Below are 15,838 nucleotides of genomic sequence, written 5' to 3'. Positions count from 1 at the left end.
TCGATGAGCAAGCACGCGGTGGTCGAATCCGACGACCAGGCGGTCGAGCGGGCGGGTAAGGCCGCCGACGCGGTCAACCGATTGACCCGCTGGCACGACGACTTCCCCACGCCGGGTGTGCGTTTCGCCGATCTGACGCCCGTGTTCGCCGACGCCGAGGGTTTCCGCGCCGTCGTCGACTGCTTCGCCGCCGTTGCCGCCGATGTGGACCTGGTGGCCGGCGTCGACGCGCGCGGCTTCCTGCTCGGTGCCGGCGTCGCCGCCACCCTGGGCACCGGTGTGCTGGCCATCCGCAAGGGCGGCAAGCTGCCGCCGCCGGTGGTGTCGCGCGAGTACCAGCTCGAATACGGTTCCGCCGCACTGGAAATCCCCGCCGACGGGGTCGACCTGGCGGGCAAGCGCATCCTGCTGCTCGACGACGTGCTCGCCACCGGCGGCACCCTGGCCGCCGCGGCCGCGCTGTTCACCGAGGTCGGTGCCGAGGTGGTCGCGGCCGCCGTGGTGCTCGAACTGGAGTTCCTGAAGGGCCGCGAGCACCAGGGCGACTACCCGGTGACCTCGATCGTCACGCTGTAGCGGCGCGCCACATCGGCCACAGCGTCGGACCGCCGGGGATGGTGATCTCCCCGGTGACGGTGAACCCGAAACGCTCGTAGTAGCCGATGTTGTCGGGGTTGCTCGACTCCAGGTAGGCGGCCGCGCCCTCGGCGTCGACGCGGTCCAGCCGCGCGCGCAGCAGGGCGTGGCCGTAGCCGCCGCCCCGGGCCGCGGGCGTGGTGCCCAGCATCGCCAGGTACCAGTGCGGGGTGGTGGGGTGGTGCTTGCGGATCAGATCGCCGACCGTCTTGCCCGCGCCGAGCCGTCGTCCGAGCGCGCGGACCAGGCCGGGCAGCATCCGCAGGTCGGCAGCCGGTCCCGCCTCGGGATGGTTCGGCGGGGTCCACAGCGCGGCGCCGACGACGGTGCCGTCGGCGTCGACGGCGAGGTCGGAGGCGGCCGCCGGGACGAAGACGTGCTTGGCCATCGTGTGGAAGAACCGGGGCAGGCCGGTGGCGCGTCTGCGTTCGTCGGGCAGGATCCAGCTCATCACCGGGTCGTGCTGGAACGCCGCGCCCAGCGCGTCGCCCGCGGCGCGAACATCGTCCGGCCCGGCCGCCCGTACTCGTCTCGGCTCCGCCATCGCAGTCCTCCGGTCCTCGTCCGAGGTCGACGATCGTCGCCCGAGTGCCAGGCTAGCGCCTCCCGCCGACAGCGGTCAGGACCAGCGGTAACGCACCGGTCCGAGTTGCCCCGCGCTGATGGTGGCCCGGCTGATCTGCTCCTTGACCAGCGCGGCCTCGCCACGGGTGAGGACCAGGTGGGGGAGCGGGCGGTCGGTGAAATCGGTGAACTGGACCAGCGCGTTCTTCCGGCCCAGGCTCACCGCCTGCCCGATGTACTTGCGGCGCAGAGGTTTCGGTGTATGGCCCGAGCGCAGGCGCAGCACCGTCTCGGCGGCGTGGATCCCGGCGGGGATGGCGGCCTGGCAGCTCATCCGCAGCGGGGCGGTGGCCAGCGCGACCCCGTCGCCCGCGCCGACGATCGCCGGTGAGCTGGTGCTGACCAGGTTCTGGTCGACCAGTAGCGCCCCGGACCCGTCGACTTCCATGCCGCTGCCGCGGGCCAGATCCGAGGGCGCGAACGCGGTGGTCGCGACGGCGAGATCGGTGGACAGCACCGTCCCGTCGGTGAGCGTCACCTTCCGGTCGCCGACCTCGGCCACCGCCACCTGCTCGGTGACACTCACGCCCAGCTCCGTCAGCGCGAGCCGCACGAGGGCCCGGGCCGCCGGGGAGACGCTGTGCCCGAGCTCACCGGTCACCAGACGCACCCGCGCCGAACGGGTTTCGGCCAGCTCGGCGGCGACCTCGATGCCGGTGAGCCCGCCACCGATCACCGTCACCGTCGCGGTGGGCGGCAGGGCCCGCAGCCGCGCGCGGGCGTGTTCGGCCTCGGCCCAGGTGCCCAGCGACACCGCGTGCGCGGCGGCGCCCCGGATGTCGTGGGCGTCGGAATGACTGCCGGGGGAGTAGACCAGGTGCCCGTATCGCAGTTCGCGTCCGGAGCCGGTGTGCAGCAGGTGATTTCGCTCGTCGATCGCGGTGACGGTGTCGACGATCAGCTCGACGCGGGCAGGTAGGACGGCTCGCAACGGACGCCGGGCCGGGTGGGTGCCCGCCAGATACTGGTGCAGCCGGATGCGTTCGACGAAGTACGGGCTCGGGTTCACCATCGCGACACGGACACCGTCGGCAGCGGCCAGCCGTTTGGCCGCGCTGATCCCGGCGTATCCCGCGCCGACGATGACGACGTCAGCGCTCACTTCCCATCCCCTCCTCGGTGTGCGCCTCCACGATAAGTGAGCCGGACCGCAACACCGGGGGCCGGGTGAGCGGGCTCACGGCCGCAGAAAAGGGGGTGGCGCGAGGGCGACGCGAGGTGTTATCAATGAATGGTCTTGTTCCCGGCGATCGGAGTCACGCGTTGATTTCTTGAGGTAGCGCTCCCGGACGGTCCGCATTCCGCGCACCGTGTATCCGTCGCACCTCGAGGTGATCCGCATGGTCTCTGTTTCTCTGTCCGATCTCACTTTTTCCTGGCCGGACGGCACCGTCGTATTCGACGGGCTCGACGCCGTGCTCGGCCCCGGTCACGTCGGCCTGGTCGGCGGCAACGGGGCGGGCAAGTCCACCCTGCTGCGCTTGATCACCGGCGCGCTGCGCCCGGCGCGCGGGTCGGTCACAGTGCCCGGCCGGCTCGGCTACCTGCGCCAGGACCTCGGCATGCAGACCGGACAGCGCGTGGACGCGGTGCTCGGTATCGCCGAGGTCAGGGCCGCGCTGGGGCGTATCGAGAGCGGTCTCGGCGAACCCGACGACTTCGACGTCGTCGGCACCAGCTGGCAGATCGAGGACGAGGCCATCGCGCTGCTCGGCAAGCTCGGCCTCGACTACGTCGCCGGCTCCGCCGCCGATCTCGACCGCACCCTCGACACGCTCTCCGGTGGCGAGACCGTGCTGCTCGGGCTGGTCGCCGAACTGCTGCGCGAACCCGACGTGCTGCTGCTCGACGAACCGACCAACAATCTCGACAGCGTCGCCCGCGCGCGGCTCTACGAGGTGATCCGCCAGTTCGCCGGCACCGTGCTCGTGGTCAGCCACGACCGGGACCTGCTGGACCGGATGGACGGGATCGCCGAGCTCAGGGCGGGCGAGATCCGCATGTTCGGTGGCAATTTCGGTGAGTACGAACGGATCGTCGAACAGGAGCAGGAGGCGGCCCGCGCGGCGGTGCGCGATGCCCGCAGCGATGTCCGCAGGCAGGCGCGCGAGCTGGTCGAGGCGCGCACGAAGCTCGACCGCAGGGCGCGCTTCGCGCAGAAGATGCAGGACAACAAGCGGGTGCCCAAGATCGTGGCCGGGCTGCGCAAGAACGCCGCCGAGGTGTCGGCGGGCAAACTGCGCAACTCGCATATCGACAAGCTCGACACCGCCCGCGAAACCCTGGGCCAGGCCGAGGAATTGGTGCGGGCCGACCGGGAGGTGCGCATCGAGTTGCCCGGCACCCGGCTCTATCCGGGGCAGGATGTCGTGGTGCTGGAACGGGCGCGGCTGGCCAACGGGCCGGTGGTGGATCTGCGGGTGAGCGGGCCGGAACGGATCGCGCTGACGGGTCGCAACGGCGCGGGTAAGTCGACCCTGCTGCGCCGGATCGTGGCCGAGGGGCCGAAAGTGCCGTGGCGGTTGCTGCCGCAGCGGCTGGACGTGTTCGACGAGGACCGCAGCGTGTTCGACAATGTCGCCGCGGCCGCGCCGCACGCGGGTGCCGAACAGATCCGGGGTCAGCTGGCGCGCTTCCTGTTCCGGGGAACCGACGCCGACATCGCGGCCTCGGCCCTGTCGGGCGGGGAGCGGTTGCGCGCGGCGCTGGCCACGCTGCTGCTGGCCGAACCCGCACCGAAGCTGCTGATGCTCGACGAACCGACCAACAACCTCGACCTCCCGAGCCTGGCCCACCTGACCCAGGCGCTGGCCTCCTTCGAGGGTGCGCTGATCGTGGTCAGCCACGACGCGCGGTTCCTCGACGAGATCGGGGTGACCCGCACCCTGGAACTCACCCCCGACGGGCTGAGCGAATAGCCCGGTGACCCCGGCGCCGGTGGCGGCGCCGGGGTCGCGCAGGTTTTGGTCGAAAGGTACAGAACCTCTTGACGGTGCTTGTTTTGGTTGTTTAGACTAAAACAACGCGAGTGAGAGGGAGCGGTTCACATGGGGTACGGACACTGGGACGACACGGCGTACCGGGCGGGTAAGACGTTCCGGGCACGGGCCGGGGAGGACGATTTCGGCTACACCGCGCAGATGCGGGAGCGGCCGTACGAGAGCTGGTGCGCGCACCCGCTGCTCGACCCGTTCGGGGTGGGTGTGCGCGAATGCCGGGACTCGGCCGAGCACGGGAACTCGCTGCCGGTGGCGGTGCTGTTCGACGTCACCGGCTCGATGGGAAGGGTGCCGCGGATCATGCAGGACAAGCTCGGCAAGCTGCACGGACTGCTGAAGAGCAAGGGCTACGCCCAGGATCCGCAGATCCTGTTCGGCGCGATCGGCGACGCCGACACCGACCGGGTGCCGTTGCAGATCGGGCAGTTCGAGTCCGACAACCGGATGGACGAGCAGCTGCGCGCCATCCTGCTCGAAGGCGGCGGGGGCGGCCAGAAGTCCGAAAGCTACGAGCTGGCCGCCTATTTCATGACCCAGTACACGGCGACCGACGCGTGGGACAAGCGCGGCAAGCGCGGATACCTGTTCGTCATCGGCGACGAGCTGAACAAGCCGCGCCTGGCCGCCCGGCACATTCGGTCGGTGATCGGCGATCACGTGCGCCGCGACGTGTCGGTGGAGTCGATCTATCGCGAACTGGCCGAACGCTGGCACGTGTACTACATCCTGCCGAATCAGTCCTCGTACTACCGGGATCCGGAGATCGCCGAACACTGGCGGGGACTGCTCGGGCAGAACTTCCTGAAGCTCGACGACCCGGGCGCGGTGTGCGAACTCATCGCGCTGACCATCGGCCTGGGGGAGGACCGGGTCGACGTCGACACCGGCCTGGCGGATCTGCGCGACGTGGGGTCGGTCGACGAGGCCGACGCGGTGGGCCGGGCGCTGGGCGCGCAGCCCGCCCGTGGCCTGCGGGCCCTGCCGCCCGGGCACTGACCGACGAGAGGGAAGAGGAACTGTGATGAGCGGCGCACGGCACATCATCGTCGTCGATCTCGGCTTCGGCGACGCGGGCAAGGGCGCCACGGTCGACTGGCTGTGCGCCCCGGAGGCCGGGCTCGAGGTGGCGGCGGTCGTGCGGTTCAACGGCGGCGCGCAGGCAGCGCACACCGTGGTCGCCGGCGACCGGCAACACACCTTCGCCCAGTTCGGGGCGGGCACCTTCCACGGGGTGCCCACCCTGCTCTCCGAGCGCGTGCTGGTGGAGCCGATCGCCCTCGCGGCCGAGTCCGAGCGGCTGGCCGCGGCGGGCGTGCCCGACCCGCTGGGGTTGCTCGCCGTCGACGGGCGCGCCCTGCTCACCACGCCGATCCACATCGCGGCCAACCGTGCGCGCGAAGACGCGAGGGGTTCCTCGCGGCACGGATCCTGCGGTCGCGGGATCGGCGAAACCGCCTGGTACGCACTGGAACACGACGCGCCGACGGTGGCCGACTGCCGCACGCCCGACGTGCTGCGCGGCAAACTGGATCGCCTGGCCGCGCACTACGCCGCGCTGATCGAGCCGAGCGCGCACGGATACGAAACCGTCGACGCGCTGGTCGCGATGTACGGCGAGTTCGCCCGCGCCGTACGCATCACCGACGCGGGCGAACTCGGGCGGGCGGCGGAGCGCGGCAGGCTGGTGTTCGAAGGGGCGCAGGGGGTGCTGCTCGACGAGTGGCGCGGGTTCCACCCGCACACCACCTGGTCGACCGTCGAGCCGCGGCACGCCAGGGCACTCGTCGCCGGGATCGGTGGCACGGCAACAGTTCTCGGCGTGACCCGGTCCTATATGACCCGGCACGGCGCCGGACCGTTCCCCACCGAGGCGGCGCTCGGGTATCCCGAGCCGCACAACGGGACCGGGCCGTATCAGGGCGCGTTCCGGCAGGGGCACCTCGATCCGATTCTGCTGCGGTACGCGGTGGAGGTGTGCGGTGGGATCGACGGACTCGTGGTCAACCACCTCGACGTGCCCGGAACGATCTGTGCCGCAGTCGCATACGACACCCCCGACGGTGTCGTCACCGCGCTGACGCCCGGCCGGTGGCGTGATCTCGAACACCAGGAGCGGCTCACCGCCCAGCTGTCGGCGGCGACCCCGGTCCTCGTCCCGGTCGAGACGGATCCGGCGGACTGGCTGGCCGCTCGTCTCGGCCTCCCGGTCGCGCTCACCGGGCACGGTCCGGACCGTCGCGACCGCGTCGTGCGTGACGAAGCGCTGCTCAGTGTGGGCACGGCGGGAGAACGGACAGTCGATCCGGTGCTCGCCGATGCCGTCGCCGTGCCCGGTGGACGAGCACGGTGACAGCGCGGACGGCGGATGTCGTCGGCGATGCCGGACATCGCGGACCGGGGCTCCGCGATGTCCGGTGCGACGACCGGAGCTTCGCATCCGGGGCCCGCTCGAGGCAGGATGGGCCGACGTGGAGCAATCCGTCGTATCGATCGATGTCGTGACGTTGCGCTGCTGGGATGCCGACAGCAGCGTGCGCGTCGGTATCGCCCCGCGCGAGTTCGAGCCGTTCACCGGTGAACTCGCCCTGCCCGGCGTCCTGCTCGGCCGTGGTGAGCGGCTGGCCGACGCCGCCCGCCGCGCGGTGCACACCAAACTCGGGGTCCCCACCGAAGCGATCGGCGCGGTCGGTCAGCTCGTCACCTTCGACGAACCGCACCGCGATCCCCGCGGCCCTACGCTGTCGATCGCGATGTGGGCCGTGGTCGCCGAGCACGAGAGCCCGGCCGAGTGGGCCGAATTCGACGCGGTACCGCCGCTGGCCTTCGACCACAACCGCATTGTCGACACCAGCCGGGCCCTGCTCGCGGGCATGCTCTGGAAGGACCTGCCCCTCACCCGCGCCCTGGCCGGCGCCGAGTTCCCCGCCACCCGCGCGGTCGACCTCAGCACCTCCCTGCACGGCACCCGCCCCGACCCCGCCAACCTCAACCGCACCCTCGCCACCATCCCCGGCCTCGACCGCACCGGCGAACGCCGCCGCGTCAAAGCCACCGGCCGCCCCGCCGTCGTCTGGGCCTTCACCGAGAACGAGCCCTAGCCCGCCCACGCGGCGGGTACCGGCAGGTCACAGCTCGTAGACGGCGTAGGTGCGGCGCAGGACCGGGTGGGAGACGTTGCGGACGGGGACGCCGCCGGGGGTGCGGCCGTGTTCGGTGCCCGCGTGGGCGTGGCCGTGCAGGGCCAAGGTGGTGGTCGCGTCGATCGCGTCGGCGAGGGCGGCGCAGCCGAGGCCGGGGTAGATGCGGACGGGTTCGCCGACGAGGGTGTCCACGACGGGGGAGAAGTGGGTGACGGCGACGCGGGTGTCGCAGTCCAGGGTGTCCAGGGCTCGGTGGAGGCGGGCGGCGTCGGCCGGGCCGCGGAGCATGCGAGCGCGGTGTTCGGCGGATCCGGTGGTGGGGTCGCCGGGGTGGCCGGGGAAACCGCCGGAGCCGCCCATCACCCCGGCGACGCCGATGCGGCGGCCGCGGATGGTGATCACCGTCGAATCACCTTCCAGGACAACGATTCCCAGACTGGTGAGCCGGCGGGTGATCAGGTCGCCGAGGTGCTCGTCGTGGTCGTGATTGCCCAGGACGGCGACGGTCGGGATCGGGAGACCGGTCAGTTCGGCGCACAGCAGCTCCATATTGGCGACGGTGCCGCCGTCGGTGAGATCCCCGGCCAGTACGAGCAGGTCGGCGTGACCGGCCAGGTTCAGCAGGTCGGGCCGGAACCGGCCGGCGACCGCGGGTCGCAGGTGCAGGTCGGCGGCGGCGGCGAGACGGATCGGCGCGTTGTTCTCCACCTGCCGAGCAGGCCACAGCGAGCGGGCGCTGTCAACGCCGGATCGGGTGCCACCAAGGGGTCGGGCGCACCCACCCTGAGGGTTCGGCGGGTGGCCCCTGAGGTCTCTTCCGATGCGTCGGACAGGAGCGCAGAGTAGTAGCTACGCCACCGACCCTCTCGAAGGAACCACGACATGCAGTCGAGCTACGTGCACCACGTCAGGCAGCAGTTCGCCCGGTACGCGGGCGATCGTTCCTACATCTACCTGCGTGAATCCGGTCGCGACCTGGTCGAGGAGGTCGTCACCTACCGCGAACTCGACCGCGACGCCCGTGCGTTTGCCCAGTGGTTGTCCGGACGGCCGGAGGCGGCCCAGCCGGTGGTGCTGCTCTACCTCGATGGCATGGCGTTCCTGCGCGCCTTCCTCGGTTGCCTGTACGCCGGAGTCGTCGCCGTCCCGGCGCCGCTGCCGCACGAGGACCGGGCCGCACAGCGGGTGCGCGGCGTGATCGCCGACTCCGGCGCGCAGCTCGTGCTCACCACCGCCGACTTCGCCGAGCTGGTCCAGTCCGCCACCACCGCGACCGTCGTCGCCACCGACCAGCCGCTCGGTGACGCCGAGGCCTGGGAGCTGCCCGAGATCGATCTCGGCACGATCGCCTTCCTGCAGTACACCTCGGGATCGACGGGCACGCCCAAGGGCGTCGTCGTCACCCACCGCAATCTGCTGCACAACGAGGCCGCGATCGCCGCGCGGGGCATGAACGCCGACTCGACCGGCGTCAGCTGGATCCCGCAATTCCACGACATGGGCCTGATCGGCATGCTGCTCGGCGCCGCCTACGCGGGCGCGAATCTGGTGTTCATGGCGCCGACCACGTTCATCAAGCGGCCGGTGCGCTGGCTGCAGGCCATCGACCGGTACCGGGCGACCTGCACCGCCGCCCCGAACTTCGCCTACGACCTGATCCTGCGCCGGGTCACCGACGACCAGCTCGCCGAACTCGACCTGAGCAGCCTCGAGGCCGCGTTGAGCGGCGCCGAGCCGGTGCGGGCGCGCACCATCGAAGCGGTGCTGGAGCGATTCGCCCCCGCCGGGCTGCGGCCGACCGCCTTCCTGCCCGCCTACGGCCTGGCCGAGGTGACCCTGCTGGCGAGTTCGGCGAAGATGGGCGCGGCGCCGGTGTACTACGACCGGCCCGGGGACTCGCCGCTGGTCGGTTGCGGCCGCGCCGCCGACGGCCTGGAGATCCGTATCGTCGACCCGGCGACCGGGGACGAAGTCGCCGACGGCGTCACCGGCGAGATCTGGGTGCGTGGGGACAGCGTCGCCGCCGGGTACTGGAACCGGCCCGCCGAGACCCGCGCGGTCTTCGACGCCCATCTCGGCGGCGAGGGACCGTACCTGCGGACCGGCGATCTGGGCCTGATCCACGACGGCGACCTGTTCGTCGCGGGCCGGCTCAAGGACCTGCTGATCGTCAACGGCCGCAACGTCCATCCCGCCGACGTCGAGGAACGCGTGCAGGAACTGCACCCCGCGCTGGCGGGCAACGCGGGCGCGGTGGTCTCGGTGGAGGTGCTCGACCGGGAACGCCTCGTGGTGATGCAGGGCGTGCGGCCGGAACTGCTCGGCGACACCACGCTCGCCGAACTGACCTCGGCGATCAAGATCGCGGTGGCGCGCGGATTCGATGTGCCCGCACCGAATGTCGTGCTCGTCGCCGCCCGCTCCGCCCGCGCGGTGCATCGCACCACCAGCGGCAAGGTCCAGCGCGGCTCGATGCGCGAGGCGTTCCTCGCGCACCGACTCGAACGGGTACTGCACGAGGACCTCGAACCGGCGCTCGACCGCGCACTCACCGTCTGACCGACCCCGAACCAGCCAGGAGCCGACCATGTTCCGCAGCACCGCCACCCACCCGGCCACGACGATCCAGGACTGGCTCGTCGAGCGCGTCGCCGACTACACCGACCGGGCCCGGCACCAGGTGGATCCGTCCATCCCGCTGGCCGAGCTCGGCATGGACTCGGTCTCGGCGGTCTCTCTGTGCGGGGAGATCGAGGACCGCTGGAACCTCGAGATCGATCCGACCCTGGTCTTCGACTATCCGACCATCGCCGCGATCGCGGGCTATCTCGCCGACGAGTTCGCCTACGCGGCATGAACGACATCGCGATCGTCGGGCTGGATTGCCGCTTCCCGCGCGCGGCCGATCCCGCGGCACTGTGGCAGCTGCTGCTCGACGGCCGGGACGCGATCTCGGCGGTGCCCGCCGATCGCTGGCATGCCGAGGACTTCCACGATCCGGCGGGCGGCCCCGGCACCATCAACACCCACAGCGGCGGCTTCATCGACGACGCCGACGCCTTCGATCACGACTTCTTCGGTATCACCCCGCACGAGGCCGAGACGATGGATCCCCAGCAGCGGCTGCTGCTGCAGGCGACCTGGCGGGCCTTCGAGGACGCCACCCTCGACCCGAGGGCCCAATCCGGTTCGCGCACCGGCGTGTACATCGGGGTGATGGCCAACGAGTGGGCCAACCTGCAGATGTCGGACTACGCCGCCATCACCCCGCAGCACGGTTCGGGCAACGGCTACTTCATGACCGCCAACCGGCTGTCGTACCAGTTCGACCTGAAGGGTCCGAGCCTCGCGGTCGACACCGCCTGCTCGTCCTCGCTGGTCGCGGTCCATCTCGCCTGTGCCGCACTGGCTTCCGGCGACTGCGACCAGGCCGTCGCGGGTGGGGTGAACCTCGTGCTCACCCCGGCCGTCGGGGTCTTCTACACCCAGGCCGGGCTGTCGGCGCCGGACGCGCGCTGCAAGCCGTTCAGCGCCGCCGCCGACGGGATCGTCCGCGGTGAGGGCGTGGCGGTCCTGGTGCTGCGGCGGCTGGCCGACGCGCAGGCCGCCGGTCTGCCGATCTACGCCGTGATCAAGGGCAGCGCCGTGAACTCCGACGGGCGCAGCAACGGCATCACCGCACCGAACCGGTGGGCGCAGCAGCAGGTGATCGACGCGGCCTACCGCAAGGCCGGTGTCGAGGCGCGCGCGATCGACTTCGTCGAGGCGCACGGCACCGGGACCGTGCTCGGCGACATGATCGAGGTCCGGGCCCTCGGCGGCCTGCACAGCCGGGATCGGGTGCGGCCGTGTGGCATCGGGTCCATCAAGGGCAATCTCGGCCATACCGAGGGCGCCGCCGGGGTCGCGGGGCTGCTGAAGGTCGCGCTGAGCCTGCACCACGGAGTCGTCGCGCCGACCCGGTTCGCCGAGCAGGAGAACCCGCGACTCGACCTGGAACGCAACGGGCTCCGGCTGCTCGCCGACCCGATGCCGCTGGCCGGGCCCGCGCTGGCCGGGATCAGCAGCTTCGGCCTCGGCGGCACGAACGCGCACCTCGTCCTGGCCACCGCGCCCACGACCGCCGAGCGCCCGGCGACGGGCGGCGGGGTGCTCACGGTGTCGGCCGATTCGCCGGCGGGCCTGCAGCGCAACGCCGCCCGGCTCGCCCAGGCCCTGGAATCGGTGCCCGCGGATCGGTTCGCGCAGGTCTGCTGGACGAGCAATCAGGTGAAATCCTCGGGGCGGCATCGGCTCGCGGTCGTCGCCGCCGACCCGGCCGAGGCGATCAGCCGGTTGCGTGACGGCGCGGAAACCGGTGTGGCCGAACCGGTCCGGGCGGGGTGGCTGTTCACCGGGCAGGGCTCCCAGTACCCCGGGATGGCCGCCGCGCTCGACGCGGCGAGCCCGGCGTTCCGGCGGGCGCTGCACGCCGGCGACGCCGCGCTGAGCCCGCACCTGGACACCTCGATCCGGGAACTGCTGCTCGACGACACCGCGGGCATCGACGCCACCGCCCTCGCCCAGCCCGGCATCTTCGCCCTGGAATACGCGCTGGCGCACGCCCTCGCCGACGCCGGAGTCCGGCCCGACTGGGTGCTCGGGCACAGCATCGGGGAGTTCGCGGCGGCGGCCGTGGCCGGGGTGCTCGACCTCGACGACGCGAGCAGGCTGGTCGCCGCCCGCGGCAGGCTGATGCAGCGGCTGCCCGGCGGCGGGGCGATGCTCGCGGTGCGCGCGGGCCGCGCGGAGCTGGCCGAGCTGCTCGCCGACGAACCGGAGGTCGCCGTCGCCGCCGTCAACGGACCGGCCGACCTCGTGCTCTCCGGCGCGGGCCCGGCGCTGGGCCGCCTCCGTACCGCGCTCGCCGGCCGGGCGGTCGCCAGTACGCCGCTCACGGTGTCGCACGCGTTCCACAGCCCGCTCATGGCGCCGATGCTGGCGGAGTTCGCCGCCGTCGCCCGCGACTGCTCCTACCGGGCGTCCGCGCTGCCGATCTACTCGACCGTGCGCGGGCGGCTGCTCGAACCGGCCGAGGTGATGGACGCCGACTACTGGGTCGACCACGTCGGCGCCACCGTGCTGTTCGGTGACGCGCTGACCGCGGCCCTGGCCACCGACCCCACCCATGTCGTCGAGATCGGCCCCCGGCGCACCCTGACTCCGCTCGTCGGCCGGATCCGCCCCGACCTGCTGCCGCGCTGCCTCGCCCCGAGCCCTGGCCCGGGCTCGACCGGCCACGAACTCGCCGGCACCGTCGCCGCCCTGCACCGCGACGGACTCGACCCCGACTGGGATCAGCTCTACACCCCCACCCAGCGCGTACGGCGGCGCCTGCCCGCGTACACGTTCTCGACCGAACACCGATTCTGGGTCGAACCGGCCCGCCCGACACCTGCCACCCCGGCGGAGGACACCACCATGGACCAGATGATCGCGCTCTTCCGCGAACAGAACGCCCTGCTCGCGAGCCTGGCCGGCGGGGCGACCGCGACCGCGACGGGCTTGGCCGCCGGGTCCGCGCAGGGCTTGGCCGCCGGGTCCGCACCGAGCCCCAGCGCCGGGTTCGCGACGGCCGGCGGGTCCGCGTCGAGTTCCACCGCCGATCCGGCCGTGCTCGCCGGGCTCGTCCGCGCGGAATGCGCGCGGGTCAGCGGTTACTCCGTCGAGCGGCTGAAGGACGGCGAAACCCTAGCCGGGGAGCTCGGATTCGACTCGATGATGCTGGCCGACCTGTTCGGCGGGCTCATGCGCAAACTGCCCGGGCTGCGGATCGATCCGGCGTGGCCCACCGCGTCGACCACCCTCGGCGACGTCGTCGGCCATGTCGGTGCGCAGCTCGGCGCGACGCCCGCGCCGCAGGCGCCCGTCGCGCCGGAGCCGGTGCGGGCCGCCGTCGTGCCGGAGTACCGCATCGCCGACTTCGCCGAGGTGAAGGCCATCGAGGACCGGCTGGCGGGCGCGGCCGCGCTCGGCCTGGACAACCCGTACTTCCTGATCAACGACGGCGTCACCCGCGACACCTCGCTGATCGACGGTGTCCCGGTGGTGAACTACGCCGGCTACAACTACCTGGGCCTGTCGGGGCATCCGGCGGTGGTGGCGGCCGTGCAGGACGCCGTCGCCCGCTACGGCAGCTCCTGCTCGGCCAGCCGGGTGCTCTCGGGGGAGAAGCCGGTGCACCGGGAACTCGAGGCCGAACTCGCCGGGCTGCTCGGCACCGAGGACGCGATCGCGCTGGTCGGCGGCCACTCCACGAACGTCACCGTCATCGGCCATCTCGTCGGGCCCGAGGACCTGGTGATCCACGACAGCCTCGCCCACGACAGCATCCTGCAGGGCTGCGTGCTCTCGGGCGCCACCCGGCGGCCGTTCCCGCACAACGACCACGCCGCGCTGGACCGGCTGCTCGACGAACTGCGGCCCCGCTACCGCCGGGTCCTGATCCTCATCGAGGGCGTCTACAGCCAGGACGGCGACATCCCCGACCTGCCCGCGATCATCGATGTCAAGAAGAAGCATCAGGCCCTGTTGATGATCGACGAGGCGCACAGCGTCGGCGTGCTCGGCGCGCACGGCGGCGGCATCGGCGAGTACTTCGGCGTCGACCGCCGCGACGTCGAACTGTGGTCGGGCACGCTGTCCAAGGCGCTGGCCGGGTGCGGCGGCTATGTGGCGGGCAGCGCGGAACTGATCCGCTTCCTCAAGTACACGACACCCGGATTCGTCTACAGCGTCGGCATGACCCCGATGAACGCCGCCGCCTCGGCCGCGGCCATCCGGCGGCTCCGCACCGACCCCGCCCCGCTCGACCAGCTGCGGCGCAACGCGCAGCTGTTCCTGCGGCTGGCCCGCGAGGCGGGCATCGACACCGGCGCCAGTTTCGACACCCCGATCGTCCCGTGCATCGTCGGCGATTCGCTGCGCACCCTGCGGCTGTCGAACGCGCTGCTGCGTCGCGGGATCAATGTCAATCCGATCGTCTACCCGGCCGTCCCCGAGGACCTCGCGCGGCTGCGCTTCTTCGTCACCGCCTGCCACACCGAACAGCAGATCCGCGAGACCGTCGCCGTGCTCGCCGACGAGCTCGCCGCCGTGTGACCCGCTCGCCCCGTTGGCCTTTCGTTCAGCGAGGCGACCGGCGGACGCGGACCCGGTGAAACGTCGATGAACACCGCCGCGCCGGTCTCGCGACCCGGCGTCCGCCGGCGCATCGTGGGCACATGCACGAGATGTCGGCTCCGGCGAAGGTGCTCGTCGCGCTCGCCACCGCGCTGCTGACCATCCCGCTGCTGTGCTCGGCCGCCGGGTCCGCCACCGCCTTCGACGCACCGGAGAGCCCGGTCGACGCGGCGGCCGCGTTCGGGGCGCCCCGGCCGGGCGCCGCCGGGGCCACCGCCAAGGTCGTGGTGATCGGGATCGACGGGCTGCTGTTCGCCAAGGCCGACCGGACCCGGGCCCCGCGCCTGCGTCACCTCGCCGCCCAGGGCCTGCTCTCCACCGGCAGCATCGCCGGCCACATCACCGTCTCGGGACCGTCCTGGGCCAGCGCGCTGACCGGCGTGTGGGACACCGACCACGGCATCACCGGCAACAGCTTCGACGCCGGCCCGTTCCTCGCCCACCCCAGCGTGTTCACCCGGATCGAACGCGCCGACCCCGCCCGGCACACCGTCTCGATCGGCACCTGGGACCAGATCGCCACCATCGCCGCCGCGGGGGACCGGCGGGCCGACATCGCCCTGACCACCGCCCCCGACCCGCGCGACACCGACGAGTCGGCCACCGACGCCCGCACCGCCACCGAGGTGGCCCGCACCGTCGAGCGCACGGGGCCCGACCTCACCTTCACCCACCTCGACCAGGTCGACCTGGCCGGACATCGACACGGCGGCGCCTCGCGGGCCTACCTCGCGGCCATCCGGCGCGTCGACGAGCTCGTCGGGCAGATCGTCGCCGCCGTCGACCGCCGCGCGGACGCCCACCCCGGGGAGCGGTGGACCGTGCTCGTCACCACCGACCACGGCCACCTCCCGACCGGCGGGCACGGTGGTCAGACACCCGACGAGACCGCGAACTTCGTCATCGCCCGCGGCGCCGACTTCGCGCCCGGCACCACCACCGGCGCCCACTCCCTGATCGACATCACCCCGACCGTGCTGGACCTGCTGGGGGCGCCACCGGGCCGCCTGGCCGGGCACAGCCTGCGCGGTGCCCGGACCGCGCTCGACGAACGCTGACAGATCCCCAGGTCGGGGGAGGTTTTCGGGCCGAGTCGCTACCGTCGCACGCCTGTGACCGCGGGGAACCGAACACCAGGTCGGTGCGGGGACTAAAGTTGGTGGTCCGGGCGGTTGCAGCACTCGGCCCACAGGGTCCGAATGCAGCGTGAGAGGCGGT

The 15,838-nt window shown here is 72.1% G+C and carries 12 protein-coding genes; 9 read left to right on the top strand and 3 right to left on the bottom strand.

The genetic code is table 11. From position 1 onward, the window contains the following. The first annotated feature begins 3 nt into the window (after positions 1-3). Positions 4-576, top strand: a complete 573-nt coding sequence (locus EL493_RS24995; protein WP_019047903.1) for an adenine phosphoribosyltransferase — start codon at positions 4-6, stop codon at positions 574-576. Here EL493_RS24995 and EL493_RS24990 read toward each other — a convergent pair. After that, positions 566-1,180, bottom strand: coding sequence for a GNAT family N-acetyltransferase (locus tag EL493_RS24990; protein WP_019047902.1), 615 nt, complete (start codon positions 1,178-1,180; stop codon positions 566-568). The genes EL493_RS24995 and EL493_RS24990 overlap by 11 nt on opposite strands. A 75-nt stretch (positions 1,181-1,255) precedes the next feature. Next, entirely contained in the window at positions 1,256-2,362 is a 1,107-nt protein-coding gene (locus EL493_RS24985) for an NAD(P)/FAD-dependent oxidoreductase (RefSeq protein ID WP_019047901.1), read from the bottom strand. A 238-nt stretch (positions 2,363-2,600) separates the two neighbouring features. On the opposite strand from EL493_RS24985, the gene EL493_RS24980 reads away from it, so the two are divergent. The 4 genes from EL493_RS24980 (at position 2,601) to EL493_RS24965 (ending at position 7,357) form a co-directional block, all read left to right on the top strand. Further along, positions 2,601-4,178, top strand: coding sequence for an ABC-F family ATP-binding cassette domain-containing protein (locus tag EL493_RS24980; RefSeq protein WP_022566421.1), 1,578 nt, complete (start codon positions 2,601-2,603; stop codon positions 4,176-4,178). Between the two features lie 129 nt (positions 4,179-4,307). Further along, positions 4,308-5,255, top strand: coding sequence for a hypothetical protein (locus EL493_RS24975; protein WP_019047899.1), 948 nt, complete (start codon positions 4,308-4,310; stop codon positions 5,253-5,255). A gap of 25 nt (positions 5,256-5,280) precedes the next feature. Further along, complete coding sequence (locus tag EL493_RS24970) at positions 5,281-6,609, top strand: adenylosuccinate synthetase (RefSeq protein ID WP_019047898.1); 1,329 nt, start codon at positions 5,281-5,283, stop codon at positions 6,607-6,609. 118 nt (positions 6,610-6,727) lie between these two features. Beyond that, positions 6,728-7,357, top strand: coding sequence for an NUDIX domain-containing protein (locus EL493_RS24965; RefSeq protein WP_022566422.1), 630 nt, complete (start codon positions 6,728-6,730; stop codon positions 7,355-7,357). A gap of 27 nt (positions 7,358-7,384) precedes the next feature. Here EL493_RS24965 and EL493_RS24960 read toward each other — a convergent pair whose 3' ends face one another. Then, positions 7,385-8,107, bottom strand: a complete 723-nt coding sequence (locus EL493_RS24960; protein WP_019047896.1) for a metallophosphoesterase family protein — start codon at positions 8,105-8,107, stop codon at positions 7,385-7,387. A gap of 174 nt (positions 8,108-8,281) precedes the next feature. Between EL493_RS24960 and EL493_RS24955 the strand changes: the two genes are divergently transcribed. The 4 genes from EL493_RS24955 to EL493_RS24940 all read left to right on the top strand — a co-directional run bounded on the left by EL493_RS24955 (position 8,282) and on the right by EL493_RS24940 (position 15,678). Then, positions 8,282-9,958: a fatty acyl-AMP ligase gene (locus EL493_RS24955; RefSeq protein WP_019047895.1), complete on the top strand. Its 1,677-nt coding sequence runs from the start codon at positions 8,282-8,284 to the stop codon at positions 9,956-9,958. Positions 9,959-9,986: 28 nt separating this feature from the next. Then, positions 9,987-10,256 carry an acyl carrier protein gene (locus EL493_RS24950; protein WP_019047894.1) on the top strand — a complete coding sequence of 90 codons (270 nt, stop codon included), beginning with the start codon at positions 9,987-9,989 and terminating at the stop codon, positions 10,254-10,256. Then, positions 10,253-14,539: a type I polyketide synthase gene (locus EL493_RS24945; protein ID WP_019047893.1), complete on the top strand. Its 4,287-nt coding sequence runs from the start codon at positions 10,253-10,255 to the stop codon at positions 14,537-14,539. The genes EL493_RS24950 and EL493_RS24945 overlap by 4 nt, the downstream gene beginning before the upstream one ends. Before the next feature lie 122 nt (positions 14,540-14,661). Continuing rightward, complete coding sequence (locus tag EL493_RS24940) at positions 14,662-15,678, top strand: alkaline phosphatase family protein (protein WP_019047892.1); 1,017 nt, start codon at positions 14,662-14,664, stop codon at positions 15,676-15,678. Positions 15,679-15,838: the final 160 nt, after the last annotated feature.

It is taken from the genome of Nocardia asteroides (assembly GCF_900637185.1).
Classification (GTDB): domain Bacteria; phylum Actinomycetota; class Actinomycetes; order Mycobacteriales; family Mycobacteriaceae; genus Nocardia; species Nocardia asteroides.
Note: the sequence above shows the minus strand (reverse complement) of the source record. Positions and strands in the feature narration are given on the sequence as shown.

Bases quoted from the DNA above. Each gene is read 5' to 3' on its own strand.
- EL493_RS24995 (WP_019047903.1), top strand. From the start codon at position 4: ATGAGCAAGCACGCGGTGGTCGAATCCGACGACCAGGCGGTCGAGCGG.
- EL493_RS24990 (WP_019047902.1), bottom strand. From the start codon at position 1,180: ATGGCGGAGCCGAGACGAGTACGGGCGGCCGGGCCGGACGATGTTCGC.
- EL493_RS24980 (WP_022566421.1), top strand. From the start codon at position 2,601: ATGGTCTCTGTTTCTCTGTCCGATCTCACTTTTTCCTGGCCGGACGGC.
- EL493_RS24975 (WP_019047899.1), top strand. From the start codon at position 4,308: ATGGGGTACGGACACTGGGACGACACGGCGTACCGGGCGGGTAAGACG.
- EL493_RS24970 (WP_019047898.1), top strand. From the start codon at position 5,281: ATGAGCGGCGCACGGCACATCATCGTCGTCGATCTCGGCTTCGGCGAC.
- EL493_RS24955 (WP_019047895.1), top strand. From the start codon at position 8,282: ATGCAGTCGAGCTACGTGCACCACGTCAGGCAGCAGTTCGCCCGGTAC.
- EL493_RS24950 (WP_019047894.1), top strand. From the start codon at position 9,987: ATGTTCCGCAGCACCGCCACCCACCCGGCCACGACGATCCAGGACTGG.
- EL493_RS24945 (WP_019047893.1), top strand. From the start codon at position 10,253: ATGAACGACATCGCGATCGTCGGGCTGGATTGCCGCTTCCCGCGCGCG.
- EL493_RS24940 (WP_019047892.1), top strand. From the start codon at position 14,662: ATGCACGAGATGTCGGCTCCGGCGAAGGTGCTCGTCGCGCTCGCCACC.